Origin of the sequence: Streptomyces rubrogriseus, from assembly GCF_027947575.1 — a bacterium.
Lineage (GTDB): Bacteria > Actinomycetota > Actinomycetes > Streptomycetales > Streptomycetaceae > Streptomyces > Streptomyces rubrogriseus.
Window position 1 is genome coordinate 405,488 of record NZ_CP116256.1, and the last position, 16,262, is coordinate 421,749.

Consider the following 16,262-nt stretch of genomic DNA (forward strand, 5'->3'; position numbering starts at 1 on the left):
AGCAGTGAACCCCTCCGACCCCACCGAACTCCCCCTCGCCTCCACCGGAGGCTGCGGCGACGGCTGTGCCTGCGGCGCGGACACCGAAGAAGACGCCTACATGGAGTGCGGCCTCGACCCGTCCCTCGCCGCCCTCCTGCTGGACTCCGGCCTCGACCCCGTCGAGGTCGAGGACATCGCGAACGTCGCCATCCAGGAGGACCTGGCCGGCGGCGTGGACGTGACGACGGTGGCGACCATCCCCGAGGACGCCGTGGCCACGGCCGACTTCACCGCCCGCGAGGCGGGCGTCGTGGCGGGCCTCAGGGTCGCCGAGGCGGTGCTGTCGGTCGTCTGCACCGACGAGTTTGAGGTGGAGCGCCACGTCGAGGACGGCGACCGCGTGGAGGAGGGCCAGAAGCTGCTCTCCGTCACCACCCGCACCCGCGACATCCTGACCGCCGAACGCAGCGCGCTGAACCTCCTGTGCCGCATGTCGGGCATCGCGTCGGCCACGCGCGCGTGGGCGGACGCCCTGGACGGCACGAAGGCCAAGGTCCGCGACACCCGCAAGACGACGCCTGGCCTGCGCGGCCTGGAGAAGTTCGCGGTCCGTTGCGGCGGCGGCGTCAACCACCGCATGTCCCTCTCGGACGCGGCCCTGGTCAAGGACAACCACGTGGTCGCCGCGGGCGGCGTCGCCGAGGCCTTCAACGCCGTGCGCGAGAGCTTCCCCGAGGTGCCCATCGAGGTCGAGGTCGACACCCTGCACCAGCTGCGCGAGGTGGTGGACGCGGGCGCCGACCTGATCCTCCTGGACAACTTCACCCCGGACGAGTGCGAGGAAGCGGTCGCCCTGGTCGCCGGCCGGGCCGCCCTGGAGGCCTCCGGCCGCCTGACCCTCACCAACGCCAAGGCGTACGCGGCCACGGGCGTCGACTACCTGGCCGTGGGCGCCCTCACCCACAGCTCCCCGATCCTGGACATCGGCCTGGACCTGCGAGCGGCGGAGTAGACGCCATGCTGCTGACGATCGACGTAGGCAACACGCACACCGTCCTCGGCCTCTTCGACGGCGAGGACATCGTCGAGCACTGGCGCATCTCCACGGACTCGCGCCGCACGGCCGACGAACTGGCGGTGCTCCTCCAGGGCCTCATGGGCATGCACCCCCTCCTCGGCGACGAACTGGGCGACGGCATCGACGGCATCGCCATCTGCGCGACGGTCCCCTCCGTCCTCCACGAACTCCGCGAGGTCACCCGCCGCTACTACGGCGACGTCCCCGCGGTCCTCGTCGAACCGGGCGTCAAGACCGGCGTCCCGATCCTCACCGACCACCCCAAGGAGGTCGGCGCCGACCGCATCATCAACGCGGTCGCGGCCGTCGAGCTCTACGGCGGCCCGGCGATCGTCGTGGACTTCGGCACGGCGACGACGTTCGACGCGGTCAGCGCGCGCGGGGAGTACATCGGCGGCGTCATCGCACCCGGCATCGAGATCTCGGTCGAGGCGCTGGGCGTCAAGGGCGCGCAGCTCCGCAAGATCGAGGTGGCCCGCCCCCGCAGCGTGATCGGCAAGAACACGGTCGAGGCGATGCAGTCCGGCATCGTGTACGGCTTCGCCGGCCAGGTCGACGGCGTCGTCAACCGGATGGCGCGGGAGCTGGCCGACGACCCGGACGACGTGACGGTCATCGCGACGGGCGGGCTGGCGCCGATGGTGCTGGGCGAGTCCTCGGTCATCGACGAGCACGAGCCGTGGCTGACGCTGATGGGTTTGCGGCTGGTGTACGAGCGCAACGTGTCGCGCATGTAGCGCTCCGGCGCGGGTGCGGGCGCGAGGGGGGGAGCGCGGCCCGGCGTTGCGGGGTGCCGCTGCGCCCACCCGTGCCGCCCCAGCGGCACGACTGCCCGCAGCGGCGGCAGAGGGCGGCGACTGCCCGCAGCTGCGGCGGGTGCGACGCGGCGGGAGAGCCGCGTACGGCGAGAAGGGGTCGTGTCGGGGGGTGTCCGCCCGCAGCGGTTGGCGCGTCAACGCGCCGAGCCTCTTCAAGTGACCGATTCCGCGCCGTTCCGAGGACGGACACCCCCCGGCGCGACCCCGACCCACCCACCGCAGGCACCGCGCTACGCGCACCCCCACCGAACCCCCGCAGGCCGCCGCAGGCACCCGCATCCGGGTGGGGGCGTGCGCCACACCCGCGCACCCTATGCGGGGTTTGTCTGATTAGCGCGTATCGTCGCCGCATGCCCACGCCCTACGGACCCCGCGGCGGCATGGCGTTCGGTGCTCAGGAGCTTCGCGTGCTCCGGCGAGCCCTCGCCCTCGCCCTGAACCCCAGCCCGGTCTCGGCCCAGGAGGCCCAGGACTGCCTCCACCTCGCAGACTCGCTCGACGAGGCGATGCGGGAGGGCGCCAGGCTGCGCTCCTTCCTGCTGGCCGACCTGGCCCGGTACCGCGCCGCCCTCCCCGGTACCGCCACCGGCTACCTCGCGCTCCTGGACGAGGCACTGGGCGCCGGCCACCGCCCCGGCGCGGACGACCTGGCCGCCCTGGGCGCCCTGCGCGGCACCCCCGCCGCAGCCGCCCTCCTGGCCCGCTGCGCCCCCGAGACGGCCACCGCGCCCACCACCCCCACCGCGCCCACCGTCACCCTCCCCGCCGCCCGCACCCGCCTCCACGCCGTCCCCGGCGGCCGCCAGTCCGGCAAGGAGCCCCCGCAGAAGCCCGCCGCGAAACCGTCCCCCCGCCCGGCCCCCGCCCCCGCCCCCGAGACCCCCAAGCGCCCCGTCCCCACCCCCGGCGAGGTTTTCCCGCCCCGCAAGCCCGCCCCGCCGCCCCCGCCCGCCCCGGACTCCCGGCACCACCTGGCCGTCGGCTGACGGCGCCTGGCTACCCTGGTCCCATGGACTACGTCTCCGCGCTCCTGCCCCCGGCCGTCATGGCCGTCTTCTTCATCGGCTTGATCCGGGTGATCGTGAAGACCCAGGGCGGCGCCAACAAGGCCAAGGAGGACGCGGTCGTCGACGCCGCCCTCGCACGGGCGGAGGGTGCCCGACAGCAGTCCCCCCACCCCGAGGCCTGACCCCGAGGCCCGACCCCGAGGCCCGACCCCGAAGTCCGACCTCTGGACGGACCGCGTACGGCTCCCTCTTCCGAGGAGCCGTACGCCCCTTTTGTGCCCGTTTTCCGGCGAAGCCGCACGTCCGGCACGCGATCGCTCCGATCTCCCACTATCGTTCGAAGCGTGCCTCGCCCATTGGGAGAACTCGAAGACGCGGTCATGACGAGGGTGTGGAAGTGGAACCGCCCCGTGACCGTTCGAGAAGTCCTGGAAGACCTGCAACAGGAACGGTCCATCGCGTACACCACCGTGATGACCGTTTTGGACAATCTCCATCAGAAGGGCTGGGTGCGCCGCGAGTCCGAAGGCCGGGCCTATCGATATGAGGCGGTCTCCACTCGCGCCGCCTACGCCGCCGCCCTCATGAACGATGCCTGGTCCCAGAGCGACAACCCCGCCGCCGCCCTCGTCGCCTTCTTCGGCATGATGAGCGAGGAACAGCGCCAGGCGCTCGGAGACGCCATCCGCATCGTGCAGGGACCGGAAACCCCCGCACCGGGACCCGGCGCGGTAGCGGACGGCGGCGAGCGATAGCGTCCCCACATGTCAAATGCCATCAGCGTCCGGCGGGCCCGCACCAGCGATGTCCCGGACGTACGCCGGCTGCTCGACGCGTACGTCCGTGACCGCATCCTGCTCGACAAAGCGATGGTGACGCTTTACGAGAGCATCCAGGAGTTCTGGGTCGCGGAACGGGACGACAACGCCGAGGTGGTCGGCTGCGGCGCGCTGCACGTGATGTGGGAAGACCTCGCGGAAGTGCGGACTCTCGCGGTGAAGCCCGGCCTGAAGGGCGCGGGCGTCGGCCACAAGCTGCTGGAGAAGTTGCTGGACACGGCACGCTGGCTCGGTGTTCGCCGCGTTTTCTGTCTGACCTTCGAAGTGGACTTCTTCGGCAAGCACGGCTTCGTGGAGATCGGGGAGACGCCGGTCGACACCGATGTGTACGCGGAGCTGCTGCGTTCCTATGACGAGGGCGTTGCGGAGTTCCTGGGGCTCGAACGAGTGAAACCGAACACCTTGGGCAACAGCCGGATGCTTCTGCATCTGTGATCGCCGCCCGACGCTAGGCATCCGCGGCCCCGAGCACCCTTCGCGATCCGTTCGAGGTTTATTCCACCGACGTGCCCTTCATGGGTTCCCCTATGTCCGAAACGCGCACGTTTCCGGCCCGGAGTCGAGCTACCGGTCTCTGCCGGGGGTTTGTGTTTTTCCGGCAAAAGCGGTTTGCTTTCCGGCGTACTGCAGTACTGCATATAACAAGGGACGGCGATACGGCGGACGCCGACGGACCCCCGGCCCTCAAGTTATCGATGAAAGGAAATCCGGTGGCACAGAAGGTTCAGGTCCTTCTTGTCGACGACCTCGACGGCGGCGAGGCAGACGAGACCGTGACGTTCGCACTGGACGGCAAGACCTACGAGATCGACCTCACCACCGCCAATGCGGACAAGCTCCGGGGTCTTCTCGATCCGTACCTGAAGGGTGGCCGTCGTACCGGGGGCCGCGCCTCGGGCGGCCGCGGCAAGGCGCGCGCCGCTTCCGGGGGCAGCCAGGACACCGCGGCGATCCGCGCCTGGGCCAAGGAGAACGGCTGGGACGTCAACGACCGCGGCCGCGTCCCCGCGAAGGTCCGCGAGGCGTACGAGCAGGCCAACGGCTGATTATTCGACCCGCGCCACCGGCGGCGCCATCGACCGCGTCACCGGCCGCGCCCGAGGTGGGCGGTCGGCGGTGAGCCGGACCCGGTGGCACTGCGTGGCCAGTGTGCGGACCAGCCGGACGAGATCCAGGGCGTTGCCGGCGCCGCCGAGGGCCGACAGCGCCGGCAGCGAGGACCCCGCCCCGCACCCCGGCTCCGGGGGCCGCAGCCAGATGGCGGCCCCCGCACGCCGTCGCGCTCCGGGGGACGCGGCGGCCCGGCCGGGCGGGGCTCCGGGACGACCGGGACAAGGGGCGCCTCCACGAGGCCGTCCGCTCCGACCGCCGTCAGGTCGAGCGCCAGCGAGCCCCACTCCAGCCACTCCAGCAGCCCGGGCAGCTCCTCCGCGCCGCCCGCCGCCACGAGCAGCAGCATCCGCTCGCCCCGGACGGCCACCGGGAACCCCTGCGGGCCCCGGCCGGACCACCCGAGCCGCTCCAGCGTCGCGTACCCCGCGGCGGTCGGCACGTCCAGGACGTCGAAGCGGACGCCCGTGCGCAGCCGCACCGGCTCCCCGGGCGCCGTCGGCCACCCGAGCACGCTCTCGTACCACCACCGTGTCCGCTCCCGGGCCGAGCCGCCGTTCCCGGTGGGCCGGCGGGGCGACGGCACGACGGGGGACGCGGGAGCGACGGGGACCGAGTGCGAGGCGCCAACCATGCCAAGTGCAACAGTCGAAAGAGCGCTCGGGTTACGCTGGGTGGCGGCAGGAGTGCACAGAGTGGCGGAACAGGGCGTCAAGAGGGGGCGTGCGGGGGTGCGGGGAGGCGCAAGGTTGTTCGCCCGTAGCGGAGGGAACCGGTGCGCGCGGCATGGAGTGTCAGTCCCCGCGGGTAAGACATCCCTAGTGGGAGGGGGCGACATGCAGATCGGGCCGTCTCGCGTTCGCCATCGGCGTACTGGCGAGTGGGGTAAGTGCCTGGCCTGCGGGAACATCGTCTCGCACCATCGGGTTGTGGCAGATGTCGGCGTCAGGGGTCAGGAGGCCATCGACGGTGTCGGCAGTTGGAATGAGCGGTCCCCGCTTGCGGGACTAAGCTGCGGAAGGACAGGGAGGGGAAGTTCCCCTTACTGCCTGACCGCTCTGAGGAGCGATTAACGATGTTCGAGAGGTTCACCGACCGCGCGCGGCGGGTTGTCGTCCTGGCTCAGGAAGAAGCCCGGATGCTCAACCACAACTACATCGGCACCGAGCACATCCTCCTGGGCCTGATCCACGAGGGTGAGGGTGTCGCCGCCAAGGCCCTTGAGAGCCTCGGGATTTCGCTCGAGGCGGTCCGCCAGCAGGTGGAGGAGATCATCGGCCAGGGCCAGCAGGCCCCGTCCGGCCACATCCCCTTCACCCCCCGTGCCAAGAAGGTTCTGGAGCTGTCGCTCCGCGAGGCCCTCCAGCTGGGCCACAACTACATCGGCACGGAGCACATCCTGCTCGGCCTGATCCGCGAGGGCGAGGGCGTCGCCGCCCAGGTCCTGGTCAAGCTGGGCGCAGATCTGAACCGGGTGCGGCAGCAGGTCATCCAGCTGCTCTCCGGTTACCAGGGCAAGGAGACCGCCACCGCCGGCGGTCCTGCGGAGGGCACCCCCTCCACGTCCCTGGTCCTCGACCAGTTCGGCCGGAACCTCACCCAGGCCGCTCGTGAGTCCAAGCTCGACCCGGTCATCGGGCGCGAGAAGGAGATCGAGCGGGTCATGCAGGTGCTGTCCCGCCGTACCAAGAACAACCCGGTGCTCATCGGTGAGCCCGGCGTCGGCAAGACCGCCGTCGTCGAGGGCCTCGCGCAGGCCATCGTCAAGGGCGAGGTGCCCGAGACCCTCAAGGACAAGCACCTCTACACCCTGGACCTCGGCGCCCTGGTCGCCGGCTCCCGCTACCGCGGTGACTTCGAGGAGCGCCTGAAGAAGGTGCTCAAGGAGATCCGCACCCGCGGCGACATCATCCTGTTCATCGACGAGCTGCACACGCTGGTCGGTGCGGGTGCCGCCGAGGGCGCCATCGACGCCGCGTCGATCCTCAAGCCGATGCTGGCCCGCGGTGAGCTGCAGACCATCGGTGCGACCACGCTGGACGAGTACCGCAAGCACCTGGAGAAGGACGCGGCCCTCGAGCGCCGCTTCCAGCCCATCCAGGTCGCGGAGCCGTCGCTGCCGCACACGATCGAGATCCTCAAGGGCCTGCGCGACCGCTACGAGGCCCACCACCGCGTCTCCATCACGGACGAGGCCCTGGTCCAGGCGGCGACGCTCGCCGACCGCTACATCTCGGACCGCTTCCTGCCGGACAAGGCGATCGACCTGATCGACGAGGCCGGATCCCGGATGCGCATCCGCCGGATGACCGCGCCGCCGGACCTCCGCGAGTTCGACGAGAAGATCGCCGGCGTCCGCCGCGACAAGGAGTCCGCGATCGACTCGCAGGACTTCGAGAAGGCCGCCTCCCTGCGCGACAAGGAGAAGCAGCTCCTCGCCGCGAAGGCCAAGCGGGAGAAGGAGTGGAAGGCCGGCGACATGGACGTCGTCGCCGAGGTCGACGGCGAGCTGATCGCCGAGGTCCTCGCGACCGCGACCGGCATCCCGGTCTTCAAGCTCACGGAGGAGGAGTCGTCCCGCCTGCTGCGCATGGAGGACGAGCTCCACAAGCGGGTCATCGGCCAGAAGGACGCCGTCAAGGCGCTCTCCAAGGCGATCCGCCGTACCCGTGCCGGCCTGAAGGACCCGAAGCGTCCCGGTGGCTCGTTCATCTTCGCCGGCCCGTCCGGTGTCGGTAAGACCGAGCTGTCCAAGGCGCTCGCCGAGTTCCTCTTCGGTGACGAGGACGCGCTGATCTCCCTCGACATGTCGGAGTTCAGCGAGAAGCACACGGTCTCGCGCCTCTTCGGTTCGCCCCCCGGCTACGTGGGCTACGAGGAGGGCGGCCAGCTGACGGAGAAGGTCCGCCGCAAGCCGTTCTCGGTCGTCCTCTTCGACGAGGTCGAGAAGGCCCACCCGGACATCTTCAACAGCCTTCTGCAGATCCTGGAGGACGGTCGCCTGACCGACTCCCAGGGCCGGGTCGTGGACTTCAAGAACACGGTCATCATCATGACGACCAACCTCGGCACCCGGGACATCTCCAAGGGCTTCAACCTCGGCTTCGCCGCCGCGGGCGACACGAAGTCCAACTACGAGCGCATGAAGAACAAGGTCCAGGACGAGCTGAAGCAGCACTTCCGGCCCGAGTTCCTCAACCGTGTCGACGACGTGGTCGTCTTCCCGCAGCTCAGCCAGGACGACATTCTCCAGATCGTCGACCTGATGATCCAGAAGGTCGACGAGCGCCTCAAGGACCGGGACATGGGCATCGAGCTCTCCCAGTCCGCCAAGGAGCTGCTGTCCAAGCGGGGCTACGACCCGGTGCTGGGCGCGCGTCCGCTGCGCCGCACGATCCAGCGCGAGGTCGAGGACTCGCTGTCGGAGAAGATCCTCTTCGGCGAGCTGCGTCCCGGTCACATCGTGGTCGTGGACACCGAGGGCGAGGGCGACGCGGCGACCTTCACCTTCCGGGGTGAGGAGAAGTCGACCCTCCCCGACGTCCCGCCGATCGAGCAGGCGGCCGGTGGCGGCGCGGGTCCGAACCTGAGCAAGGAGGCGTAGCCCTCCGGGGTGAGCCCGAAAGGGGCTGCTCCGGGACCTCGGTCCCGGAGCAGCCCCTTTTCACGTCAGGTGTCAGGTGCCAGGCGTCAGGACAGCTGGCCGTCGTAGTCCGGGAGCTTGAACGTCTTCTCGGCGTGGCCGCCCGACAGGTCGGTGGCGCTGTTGCCGATGTTCGCGATGATCGTGTAGCCGTCCGACTCGATCTCGGCGCGCTGTTCGGTCTTGTACTGGGCGACGTCCTTGAACAGGTCCAGGAAGCCGCGGACGTACAGCCCCGAGGACTCGTACCCGGCGTGGGCGAGGTTCCACTTGGTGGGCGCCTCGATGATGCCGGGGCGGGCGGTCACGAAGAACAGGGCGACGCCGTGCTCCTGGGCGTACTCGGCGACCTCCAGGACCGGCCGGTTGGCGGGCTGGGGGTAGCTGAAGCCGAAATCGGTCTCCAGGGAGGTGTTGTCGATGTCGAGGACGACGGCCTGCTTCTCACCGGGGGCGGAGTCGGCGATCCGCTCCTTCAGGTACGGCAGCGCCGTGTCCATGACGGCCGCGCAGTCCCGCTGCCAGGTGTCGTAGTCGACGTCGTCGGCGGCGGCCGCCGTCACGGACGCGGGCGGGGTCTCGGCCGGGGCGGCGACGGACGGTGTGACGGTGGCGGTGAGCGCCGCCGCGACCACGGCGGCCGTGCCGGCGACCCGTGTCCAGGTGCGGCGCCGGGTCTGTCTGGTCTGTCCGTTCTGAACGGTCATGGGGGGTGGGGTCCTCTCATGCCTGCCTGCGCGGATGCCTGACGGCAAAGTTGTCGCGTGCATGCTTGCCCCAGCAAGTGGCCGGACGGCAACGATTGGGTTACTGAGCAGTAGTCAGCTCTCCGGCCTGCGCCTATGCCGTGATCTCCACCCCGTCCGGCACGTTCCGCACCCGCGGCAGCCGGGGATTGACCCGCAGCACCCGCAGCTGGGGGAAGCCGGAGAGCCACGAGACGTCCGTGTCGGGCAGCTCCGCGTTGAGCCACAGGTGGGTCAGCTGGTCGGGCAGCAATCCCGCCAGCAGCTCCTCGGCCCGCATCACCCCGGCCACCTGGATGCGCGGCCGCCCGCCGAGTTCGCGCAGCGCCGCCATCTCGGCGGTGTCGGCGACCGGGAAGTAGAGGCCGTCCGGGTCCAGGTGGGCGATGATCTCCTGGGCGTAGCGCTCGGTGTCGAAGTGCCGCCAGCCCCGGGCCAGTTCGGTGCGCACCGGCAGGGCGGCACGGGAGCGCAGCCGGACCAGGTAGTCGATGGCCGCGTCGTCCTGGACGCGGGTCGCGGTGCAGGCGAGCAGCAGGGCCTGCCGGTCGTCGGGGACCTGGCCCGGGTCGGGCAGCAGCTCCAGGACGATGGGGCCGACCCAGCCGAGCCCCCGGGCGGCCAGCTCGGTCGTCGGGCGCACCAGGTTCTTCGTGCGGTCGTGGACGAGCCGCTGGACGGCCGGGTCGAGTTCGGTGACGTGGTCCAGGCAGGCCGCGGCCATCAGCCGCCGGTGGTTGATCTGCGGGCGGCGCAGTCCCGGCGCGGGCGCCAGCAGCCGTTCCAGGAACTGGGCGCACTCCTCGGGGCGGGCGTGGGCGGCGGCCATGCGGATGACCTCCTCCCACTCGGACTGGTGGGCGTGGTCCACCAGCGTGGGGAAGCGGCCGCGGGCCACGATCTCCTTGGCGGCCAGGTAGTCCTGGAAGGTGCGGTGGACGAAGTCGACCGACTCGCCCGACCGTTCGCGCAACAGGCCCGTGCGGTGCAGCAGATGCCGGAAGATCTTCGCGCCGTCCCCCTGCGCGCGGGCGGCGGGCATCGCGGGCAGCGCGGCGTCCAGGATGCCCACCGCCCGCTCCCGGGGCAGCTCGGAGGCGTCCTCCTCCAGCATGGCGTGGGCCAGTTTCTGCAACAGCCGTTCCCTGGTGCTCTGCTGGAGCCGCACGTCGTCGGCGTACAGCACGTCCCGTTCGGGGTCGCGGCGCTGGAGCAGCATCTCCAGGGCGGCGTCGTACAGCTCCTTGCGGCCGCTGGGCAGGGAGCCCGCCCGGTCCCGGTTGAGGGCGCATATCAGGCCGCACATCAGGGGGTTGGTGGCGAGCTGGCGCAGTTCGCGGTAGATCCGTACGGAGTGCAGCAGCCGCTGCTCGTACTCGTCCAGCGTGCTGCGCTCCCGCTCGCGTTCCCGCGGACCGGGGGAGCGGCTCTGCTCGTCGAGGCGGGCCGCCGAGTGCCAGTCCCGGATGAACCGGGTCACCCGGTCCCGGGACATGGGCGCAAGCGACAGCTCGACGAAGTCCTCCTCGGCCAGCCCGCCCCCCGACAGCCAGCCGTCCGAGACGGCGGAGGGCCGGGAGGTGACCAGGCAGCCGTTGCCGGAGAAGACCCGCAGCAGCCGCCGCAGCCGGTCGCGCAGCTCGCCCCGCGTCTTCTCCGGCGCCTCGTCGATGCCGTCGACCAGCAGCAGCGCCCGGCCCGCGAGCAGGGTGCGCACCACCCACCCCTCCGGAGCCCGGTCGGCGAGCGGGTGCCGGACCGCGTGCAGGAAGTCGTCCGGGGCCGGGAAGCCCTCGCGGGCGAAACGCCGCACGGGCAGCACGAAGGGGATCCGGGAGCCCTCCCGGGCGGCGGCGACGGCCAGCCACTGCACGAGGGTCGTCTTGCCCGAACCCGCGCCGCCGCGCAGCAGCACCCGGTCGTGGTCCTCCAGGGCGCGGTCCGCGAGCAGCACGGTGCGCTGCTCGTCCTCGGTGCCGCCCACCCCGCCGCTGCGCTCCTCCGCCTCCAGGCTCAGGTAGGTCTCCTCCAGGGGCCAACGGTCGGGCGCGTTGGGGAAGTCGACGCCGACGATGGTCAGCCAGCCGTGCCGCCGGGCCACCCACTCGGCGTACTCGGCTTCGAACGCCACGTCCTCCTGCGGCCGTTCGGCATGCCGGGCCGCCGCCTCCGCGTCGCCCAGGTCGACCAGCTGGGCGATCCGGCTGGCCCGCCCCGGCAGCTGCCGCTGGAGGTAGGCGGAGCGCCGTACCAGGTGGTGCAGGACGTGCAGGCACACCGACACCAGCAGCGCGTCGTGGAACCAGGCCGCGTCCGGCGACAGCTCCCGGTCGGCGCCCTGCACCGCGCCCCGCAGCCGCCGCGCGTAGTCCTGCGGACCCAGCCGTACGGCGTCGGCGTCGGTGACGTCGACCTCGGCGATGGCGAGCAGGGTGCGGGCCAGGACGTCGACGACCGGGGCCAGTTCGGCGGTGGGCGCGGCATGCCGCTCGGCGGCGAGGTGCACCAGGTCGGCGGCGGTGCGGTGGACCTCGTCCGGGGTGGCCGTGGCCCTGGCACCGCGCCAGGAGACGAGGCCGGGGACCGGTTCGGAGAACACGGGCGGCCGGGCGGGGTCGCGGAAGAGCCGGTGGACGAGGGGGGCGGCGAGACGGGAGGGCGTACGGACGACGGCATCCATGAAGGTGGTTACTCCCCGAGGTGGGTGCGCTCTGCGGACGACGGCGTCTCGAACTCCGCCACCCAGGCCGGGACCTGCCCGGCCACCGACCCGTCCACGTCCGTGCCCACGTAGACCGATGACAGGCGGGGGAAGGCCGACAGCCAGGACAGCCCCTCCACCGGGTGCGGTGCGTCGAGTGCCAGGTGCGTGAGCCGGTCGGGCACGATCAGGGCCGTCAGGTCCTCGACCCGGTAGGAGCCGTGGATCATGAGGCGCTGCCAGCCGCCCAGTGCGCCGAGCGTGCGGAGGTCCTCGGGCGTGGTCACCATGAGATACGACTGGTAGGACAGGTGGGCGAGGATCTCGTGCGCGTACCGGGCCCGGTCGAAGCGGTCCCATGCGGCGGCCAGGGCCCGCTGGACCTCCTCGCTCGGATGGTCCCGGTAGCGGCGCAGGAAGTGCAGCGCCGCCTCGCTGCCGACCTCGATCGCGGTCTGCACGGTCATGTACGCCGTCCGCTCGTCGATGCCGTCCGGGCCGGGCAGCATGCCCAGCACCAGATCACCCCCGGCCCGCGCCACCTGCTGCGCCGCCGCCAGGTCGTTCGGCGGGACATGGGCCGCGAGCCCCCGCTCCACCCGCTCGCGGACCCCCGGCTCCACCTCCGCCGTGTAGTGCAGTCCGGCCGCCGCGAGCAGCGAGCCGCGCGGGGTGCCCGGCTCCGTGAGCCGGCGCAGCATGTGCTCCGCCTCTTTGGGCCGGGCGTGCGCGAGGGCAAGCAGGATCACGTCCTCCCACTCGTCCCGGTCGGCGTGGTCGACCAGCAGGTCGAAGTCCATCTCCTGAACGGCCAGCCGGGAGCCCAGATAGTCCTGGAAGGTGCGGTGCAGGAAGTCCACCCGGCCCTCGGCGGGCTCGCGCAGCAGTCCGGAGCGCAGCAGCAGCGCGGCGTATACCTCCTCGTCGCCGACACCGGCGAGGTTCAGCGCCGGCCGGGCCCGGCCGATGATCTGGAGTGCTTCGGACCGGTCCAGCTCCGCCCGGCCGTTGCGGATCAGCCACCACGCCAGCTTCTGCAGCAGCTGCACCTGGGTCGCGTACGACAGGGCGGTCCCGGCGGGGGCGTGCAGCTCGCGCTCGCGGTCCCGGCGTTCCAGGAGCATGGTCAGAGCGGCCTCGTACAGGGACCGTCGGTCCTGCGGGAGGAAACCGCGCCGGTCGCGGTGCAGGGCGCACAGCATGCCGCACATGAGGGGGTTGGTGGCCAGGCGGTTCAGTTCGGTGGTGGTCCGCACGGACCGTCGCAGCGCCTCGCCCACCGCTTCCTCGGCCCCGGCCGCACGGTGCCAGCGCCGTATGAACGTGTCGACCTCCGTAGGTCCCATGCGGGCGAGGTCCAGTTCGTGGAACCCCTCGGCGGCCAGCCAGTCCTGCGGTACGGCCGAGGGGCGCGAGGTGACCAGCCACAGGTTGCCCGGGAAGGTCCGCACCAGTTCGCGGAGCCAGCGGCGGACCGTGGCCCGGCGGTCGTCCGCGATCTCGTCGATGCCGTCGATCAGCAGTACCCCGCGCCGGGCCCGCAGAACACGCTCGGCCCAGCCGGGCGGCTGCTCTCCCGCGACGGGCGCGCCGACCGCCCGCAGGAAGTCCCCGGGTAACGGCAGCTCCGCCCCCGGCCGCACGATCCGGCGCATCGGCAGCACGAACGGCACGCGCCCGATGAGGTGGGTCAGCCCATGGTCGTAGACCCGGCTCGCGGCCGTGACCGCGAGCCACTGCACGAGGGTCGTCTTGCCGGACCCGGCGACGCCGCGCAGGAACACCTGGTCGTGTCCGGCGAGCACCTGCTCGGCGGAGACGCGCAGCGGACCGGCCCCCGCGGGGGCCTGCCGCCCGTGCTGCGGCCGGGTCGCCTCCAGGCTCAGGTACGCCGTGTCCAGCGGCCACTCCCGGGTCCCGGCGTCCAGCCCGTAGATGGTGAGCGTGCCGTGCCGGGCGGCGACGTGGTCCGCGTAGCGCTCCTCGAACCCGGCGTCCTCGGCGGACTGGGACGGCAGCCGTTCCAGCAGGACGTCGACGGCCCGGACCAGCCGGGCCAGCTGCTGCGTCTGGACGGTCTGCTGGCGGGCGACGTAGGTGGAGCGCTGGGTGAGGAAGTTCAGGATGTGCAGCGAGGCGGTGTGCAGCAGCCGCTCGTACAGCAGCGTGCCGCCCTCGCCGAGCCCGTACGGGGCCAGGGGCACGCCGGCGCCCAGCTCGCGGGCGAAGCGCTCGGGGCCGAGCCCGACGGCCTCGTAGTCCTCGACGGTGATCTCGCCGAGCCGGGCGAGCGTGCGGGCCAGGGCGTCCTTGACGGCCGCCGCCTCCGCGGCGTCCACGGGCTCCTCGCCGGGTCCGGCCGAGGTCAGCGCCCTGCGGACCAGCTCTCCGGCGATCCTGTCGACGTCCTCGGGCGTGACGTTCCGCTTCTCGCCCCGGAAGGACACCAGCGCCGATATCCGCACCGGGCGGTCCACCAGCCCCGCTCCCGGCCCGTCCCGGACGAAGAGCCGCCGGACGAGCGGTACGACCGCGCTGGACGCGACACGGGCCCCGAGTGCTGTGACGTCGACCATGCCCCGAGCCTAGGTGAACGCCCTTGTACGGGGGGCGGGTTAACCGGGACGGGAGTAGCCCCCGTCACATTCACCGCCTCTTCGATCATGCCCACCGGTGATGTGCCGCACAGGCCGATTGCCGTGTACTACGGGGAATAGTGGCCGCCGCAAGAACTACGAAAACGGACATACCGGAGCACTTGATGGGGGGCTTTCCGGGGCTCTGAGCTGGTTTTGTCCAAAATGGCCGCTCTGGTGTGAGTCATGAAGTTTCACTCTGAAGTACTAAATAGGGTCGTAGGTCACACCTTTGTGCGGTTCGGGGTCGCCGGGTTACCAAGGTTGAGCCCGCCCGGTGAGCGCCTTGTGCGTCCCGCCGGTGGGCATTCCTCTGCACCCGTCCCCATGAGGTTCGAATGTTTCCGCGTGTCACGTCCCGTTCTTCCCGTACGACCATCCGCACCCGCGCCGCGGTGATGGCCGCAGGCCTCGGAGCCTCGGTCGCACTGGGAGCCGGGGTCGCGGCCGCCACCGGCACCACGGCGGCCTCCAGCACCACCGCCGCCGCGAGCGCCGTAGAGGCCCAGGCCGCGGCGCAGGCCAAGGCGGCGAAGGCCGAGAAGGCCGCCGCGAGCGCCAAGAAGAGCACCACCGCCAAGAAGACGGCCACCAAGAAGAAGGCCGCCTCCTGGGTCGACCCGGTCAAGAAGTACGAGCTGAGCGCCAGCTTCGCCCAGAACGGCGGCATGTGGGCGCACAAGCACAGCGGCCAGGACTTCGCCGTGCCGATCGGCACCAACGTCGTCGCCGCCCACGGCGGCACCGTGGTCAAGGCCGGCGGCAACGGCGCCGGCGACGGCCCCGCCTACGGCAACGCCATCGTCATCAAGCACGGCAACGGCACGTACTCCCAGTACGCGCACCTGTCCAAGATCAACGTGAAGATCGGCCAGATCGTGAAGACCGGCCAGTCGATCGCCAAGTCCGGCAACACCGGCAACTCCAGCGGTCCGCACCTGCACTTCGAGATCCGGACCACCCCGAACTACGGCTCGGCCGTGGACCCGGTCGCCTTCCTGCGCGGCAAGGGTGTGACCGTCTGACGGACGGGCCGGGGGTGCCGTGACGGCACCCCTACGCGCCCGCGGCTCCCCGGTGGGCCTGGGTGATCAGATCGATGGCGACCTCGAGAACGGCAGCACGCTGTTCCTCGGGGTCGCCTTCGAGGTCCCGGAGCACGAACATCCCGGCGTGCAGCGTGAACAGCGCCGTGACGCAGCGGACCTGGTCGACCAGGTCCGCCTCGGGGTCCATGAGGATGTCGCGCAGGCCGAACATCCGGTGCTTGAACAGCTCGCCGATCCGCAGGTCACGCACCGTGGCCTGGTTCTCCTGCATGAAGCGGAACAGCGGCGTCGCGCCGGCCAGTGCCTCGCTGTAGCGCCGGATGATCTCCTGCTTCGTCTCCAGGGTGTGCGGCTGCTCGCGCCCCCACTCGATCAGGTCCTCCAGCGGCCGGGAGAGGTCCTCGAAGATGCTGACGAGGATCTCTTCCTTCGTCTTGAAGTGGTAGTAGAGCGCGGCCTTGGTGACGTCCAGGCGCTCGGCGATCTCGCGCAGGGAGGTCTTCTCGTACCCCTGCTCCGCGAAGAGCTCGAGCGCCACGTCCTGGATGCGCTGGCGGGTGTCCCCGCGGCGTCGCTGCTGCTTGGTGCCGTTCATTGTGCCGCCCATCCTCCTACGCACCTCCTGCCCCGCGCACTTTCCGAAAAACTTACTT

At 71.3% G+C, this 16,262-nt stretch carries 14 protein-coding genes; 9 read left to right on the forward strand and 5 right to left on the reverse strand.

The window, feature by feature from the left end:
- Positions 1-4 precede the first annotated feature (4 nt).
- From nadC to Sru02f_RS01940, 7 genes are all read left to right on the forward strand, one after another.
- Positions 5-994 (forward strand): carboxylating nicotinate-nucleotide diphosphorylase, encoded by a 990-nt coding sequence (gene nadC, locus Sru02f_RS01910; protein ID WP_109029456.1) that lies wholly within the window; start codon positions 5-7, stop codon positions 992-994.
- Positions 995-999: 5 nt separating this feature from the next.
- Positions 1,000-1,797: a type III pantothenate kinase gene (locus tag Sru02f_RS01915; RefSeq protein ID WP_003975453.1), complete on the forward strand. Its 798-nt coding sequence runs from the start codon at positions 1,000-1,002 to the stop codon at positions 1,795-1,797.
- Between the two features lie 431 nt (positions 1,798-2,228).
- On the forward strand, positions 2,229-2,864 hold the full coding sequence (locus Sru02f_RS01920) for a hypothetical protein (RefSeq protein ID WP_373103360.1): 636 nt from the start codon (positions 2,229-2,231) through the stop codon (positions 2,862-2,864).
- Positions 2,865-2,887: 23 nt separating this feature from the next.
- Positions 2,888-3,067 (forward strand): membrane protein, encoded by a 180-nt coding sequence (locus Sru02f_RS01925; RefSeq protein WP_011028944.1) that lies wholly within the window; start codon positions 2,888-2,890, stop codon positions 3,065-3,067.
- A 174-nt stretch (positions 3,068-3,241) separates the two neighbouring features.
- Positions 3,242-3,640 (forward strand): BlaI/MecI/CopY family transcriptional regulator, encoded by a 399-nt coding sequence (locus tag Sru02f_RS01930; protein WP_109029458.1) that lies wholly within the window; start codon positions 3,242-3,244, stop codon positions 3,638-3,640.
- A 9-nt stretch (positions 3,641-3,649) separates the two neighbouring features.
- Positions 3,650-4,159: an amino-acid N-acetyltransferase gene (locus tag Sru02f_RS01935; RefSeq protein ID WP_052843550.1), complete on the forward strand. Its 510-nt coding sequence runs from the start codon at positions 3,650-3,652 to the stop codon at positions 4,157-4,159.
- Positions 4,160-4,434: 275 nt separating this feature from the next.
- Positions 4,435-4,770, forward strand: a complete 336-nt coding sequence (locus Sru02f_RS01940; RefSeq protein WP_003975458.1) for a histone-like nucleoid-structuring protein Lsr2 — start codon at positions 4,435-4,437, stop codon at positions 4,768-4,770.
- A gap of 38 nt (positions 4,771-4,808) precedes the next feature.
- Here Sru02f_RS01940 and Sru02f_RS01945 read toward each other — a convergent pair whose 3' ends face one another.
- Positions 4,809-5,468 (reverse strand): SCO3374 family protein, encoded by a 660-nt coding sequence (locus Sru02f_RS01945; protein WP_373103362.1) that lies wholly within the window; start codon positions 5,466-5,468, stop codon positions 4,809-4,811.
- A gap of 441 nt (positions 5,469-5,909) precedes the next feature.
- Here Sru02f_RS01945 and Sru02f_RS01950 point away from each other — a divergent pair, with 441 nt between their 5' ends.
- Positions 5,910-8,438 (forward strand): ATP-dependent Clp protease ATP-binding subunit, encoded by a 2,529-nt coding sequence (locus tag Sru02f_RS01950; protein WP_109029460.1) that lies wholly within the window; start codon positions 5,910-5,912, stop codon positions 8,436-8,438.
- A gap of 86 nt (positions 8,439-8,524) precedes the next feature.
- Here Sru02f_RS01950 and Sru02f_RS01955 read toward each other — a convergent pair whose 3' ends face one another.
- From Sru02f_RS01955 to Sru02f_RS01965, 3 genes are all read right to left on the reverse strand, one after another.
- Complete coding sequence (locus Sru02f_RS01955; RefSeq protein WP_167469297.1) at positions 8,525-9,184, reverse strand: HAD family acid phosphatase; 660 nt, start codon at positions 9,182-9,184, stop codon at positions 8,525-8,527.
- Positions 9,185-9,317: 133 nt separating this feature from the next.
- The gene (locus Sru02f_RS01960) at positions 9,318-11,903 is read right to left on the reverse strand and encodes an NACHT domain-containing protein (RefSeq protein ID WP_109029462.1); all 2,586 of its coding nucleotides are present in this window, start codon (positions 11,901-11,903) and stop codon (positions 9,318-9,320) included.
- Between the two features lie 8 nt (positions 11,904-11,911).
- Positions 11,912-14,500: an NACHT domain-containing protein gene (locus tag Sru02f_RS01965; RefSeq protein WP_109029463.1), complete on the reverse strand. Its 2,589-nt coding sequence runs from the start codon at positions 14,498-14,500 to the stop codon at positions 11,912-11,914.
- 398 nt (positions 14,501-14,898) lie between these two features.
- Between Sru02f_RS01965 and Sru02f_RS01970 the strand changes: the two genes are divergently transcribed.
- Complete coding sequence (locus Sru02f_RS01970) at positions 14,899-15,585, forward strand: M23 family metallopeptidase (RefSeq protein WP_109029464.1); 687 nt, start codon at positions 14,899-14,901, stop codon at positions 15,583-15,585.
- Positions 15,586-15,616: 31 nt separating this feature from the next.
- Here Sru02f_RS01970 and Sru02f_RS01975 read toward each other — a convergent pair whose 3' ends face one another.
- The gene (locus Sru02f_RS01975; protein ID WP_174854987.1) at positions 15,617-16,216 is read right to left on the reverse strand and encodes a TetR/AcrR family transcriptional regulator; all 600 of its coding nucleotides are present in this window, start codon (positions 16,214-16,216) and stop codon (positions 15,617-15,619) included.
- Positions 16,217-16,262: the final 46 nt, after the last annotated feature.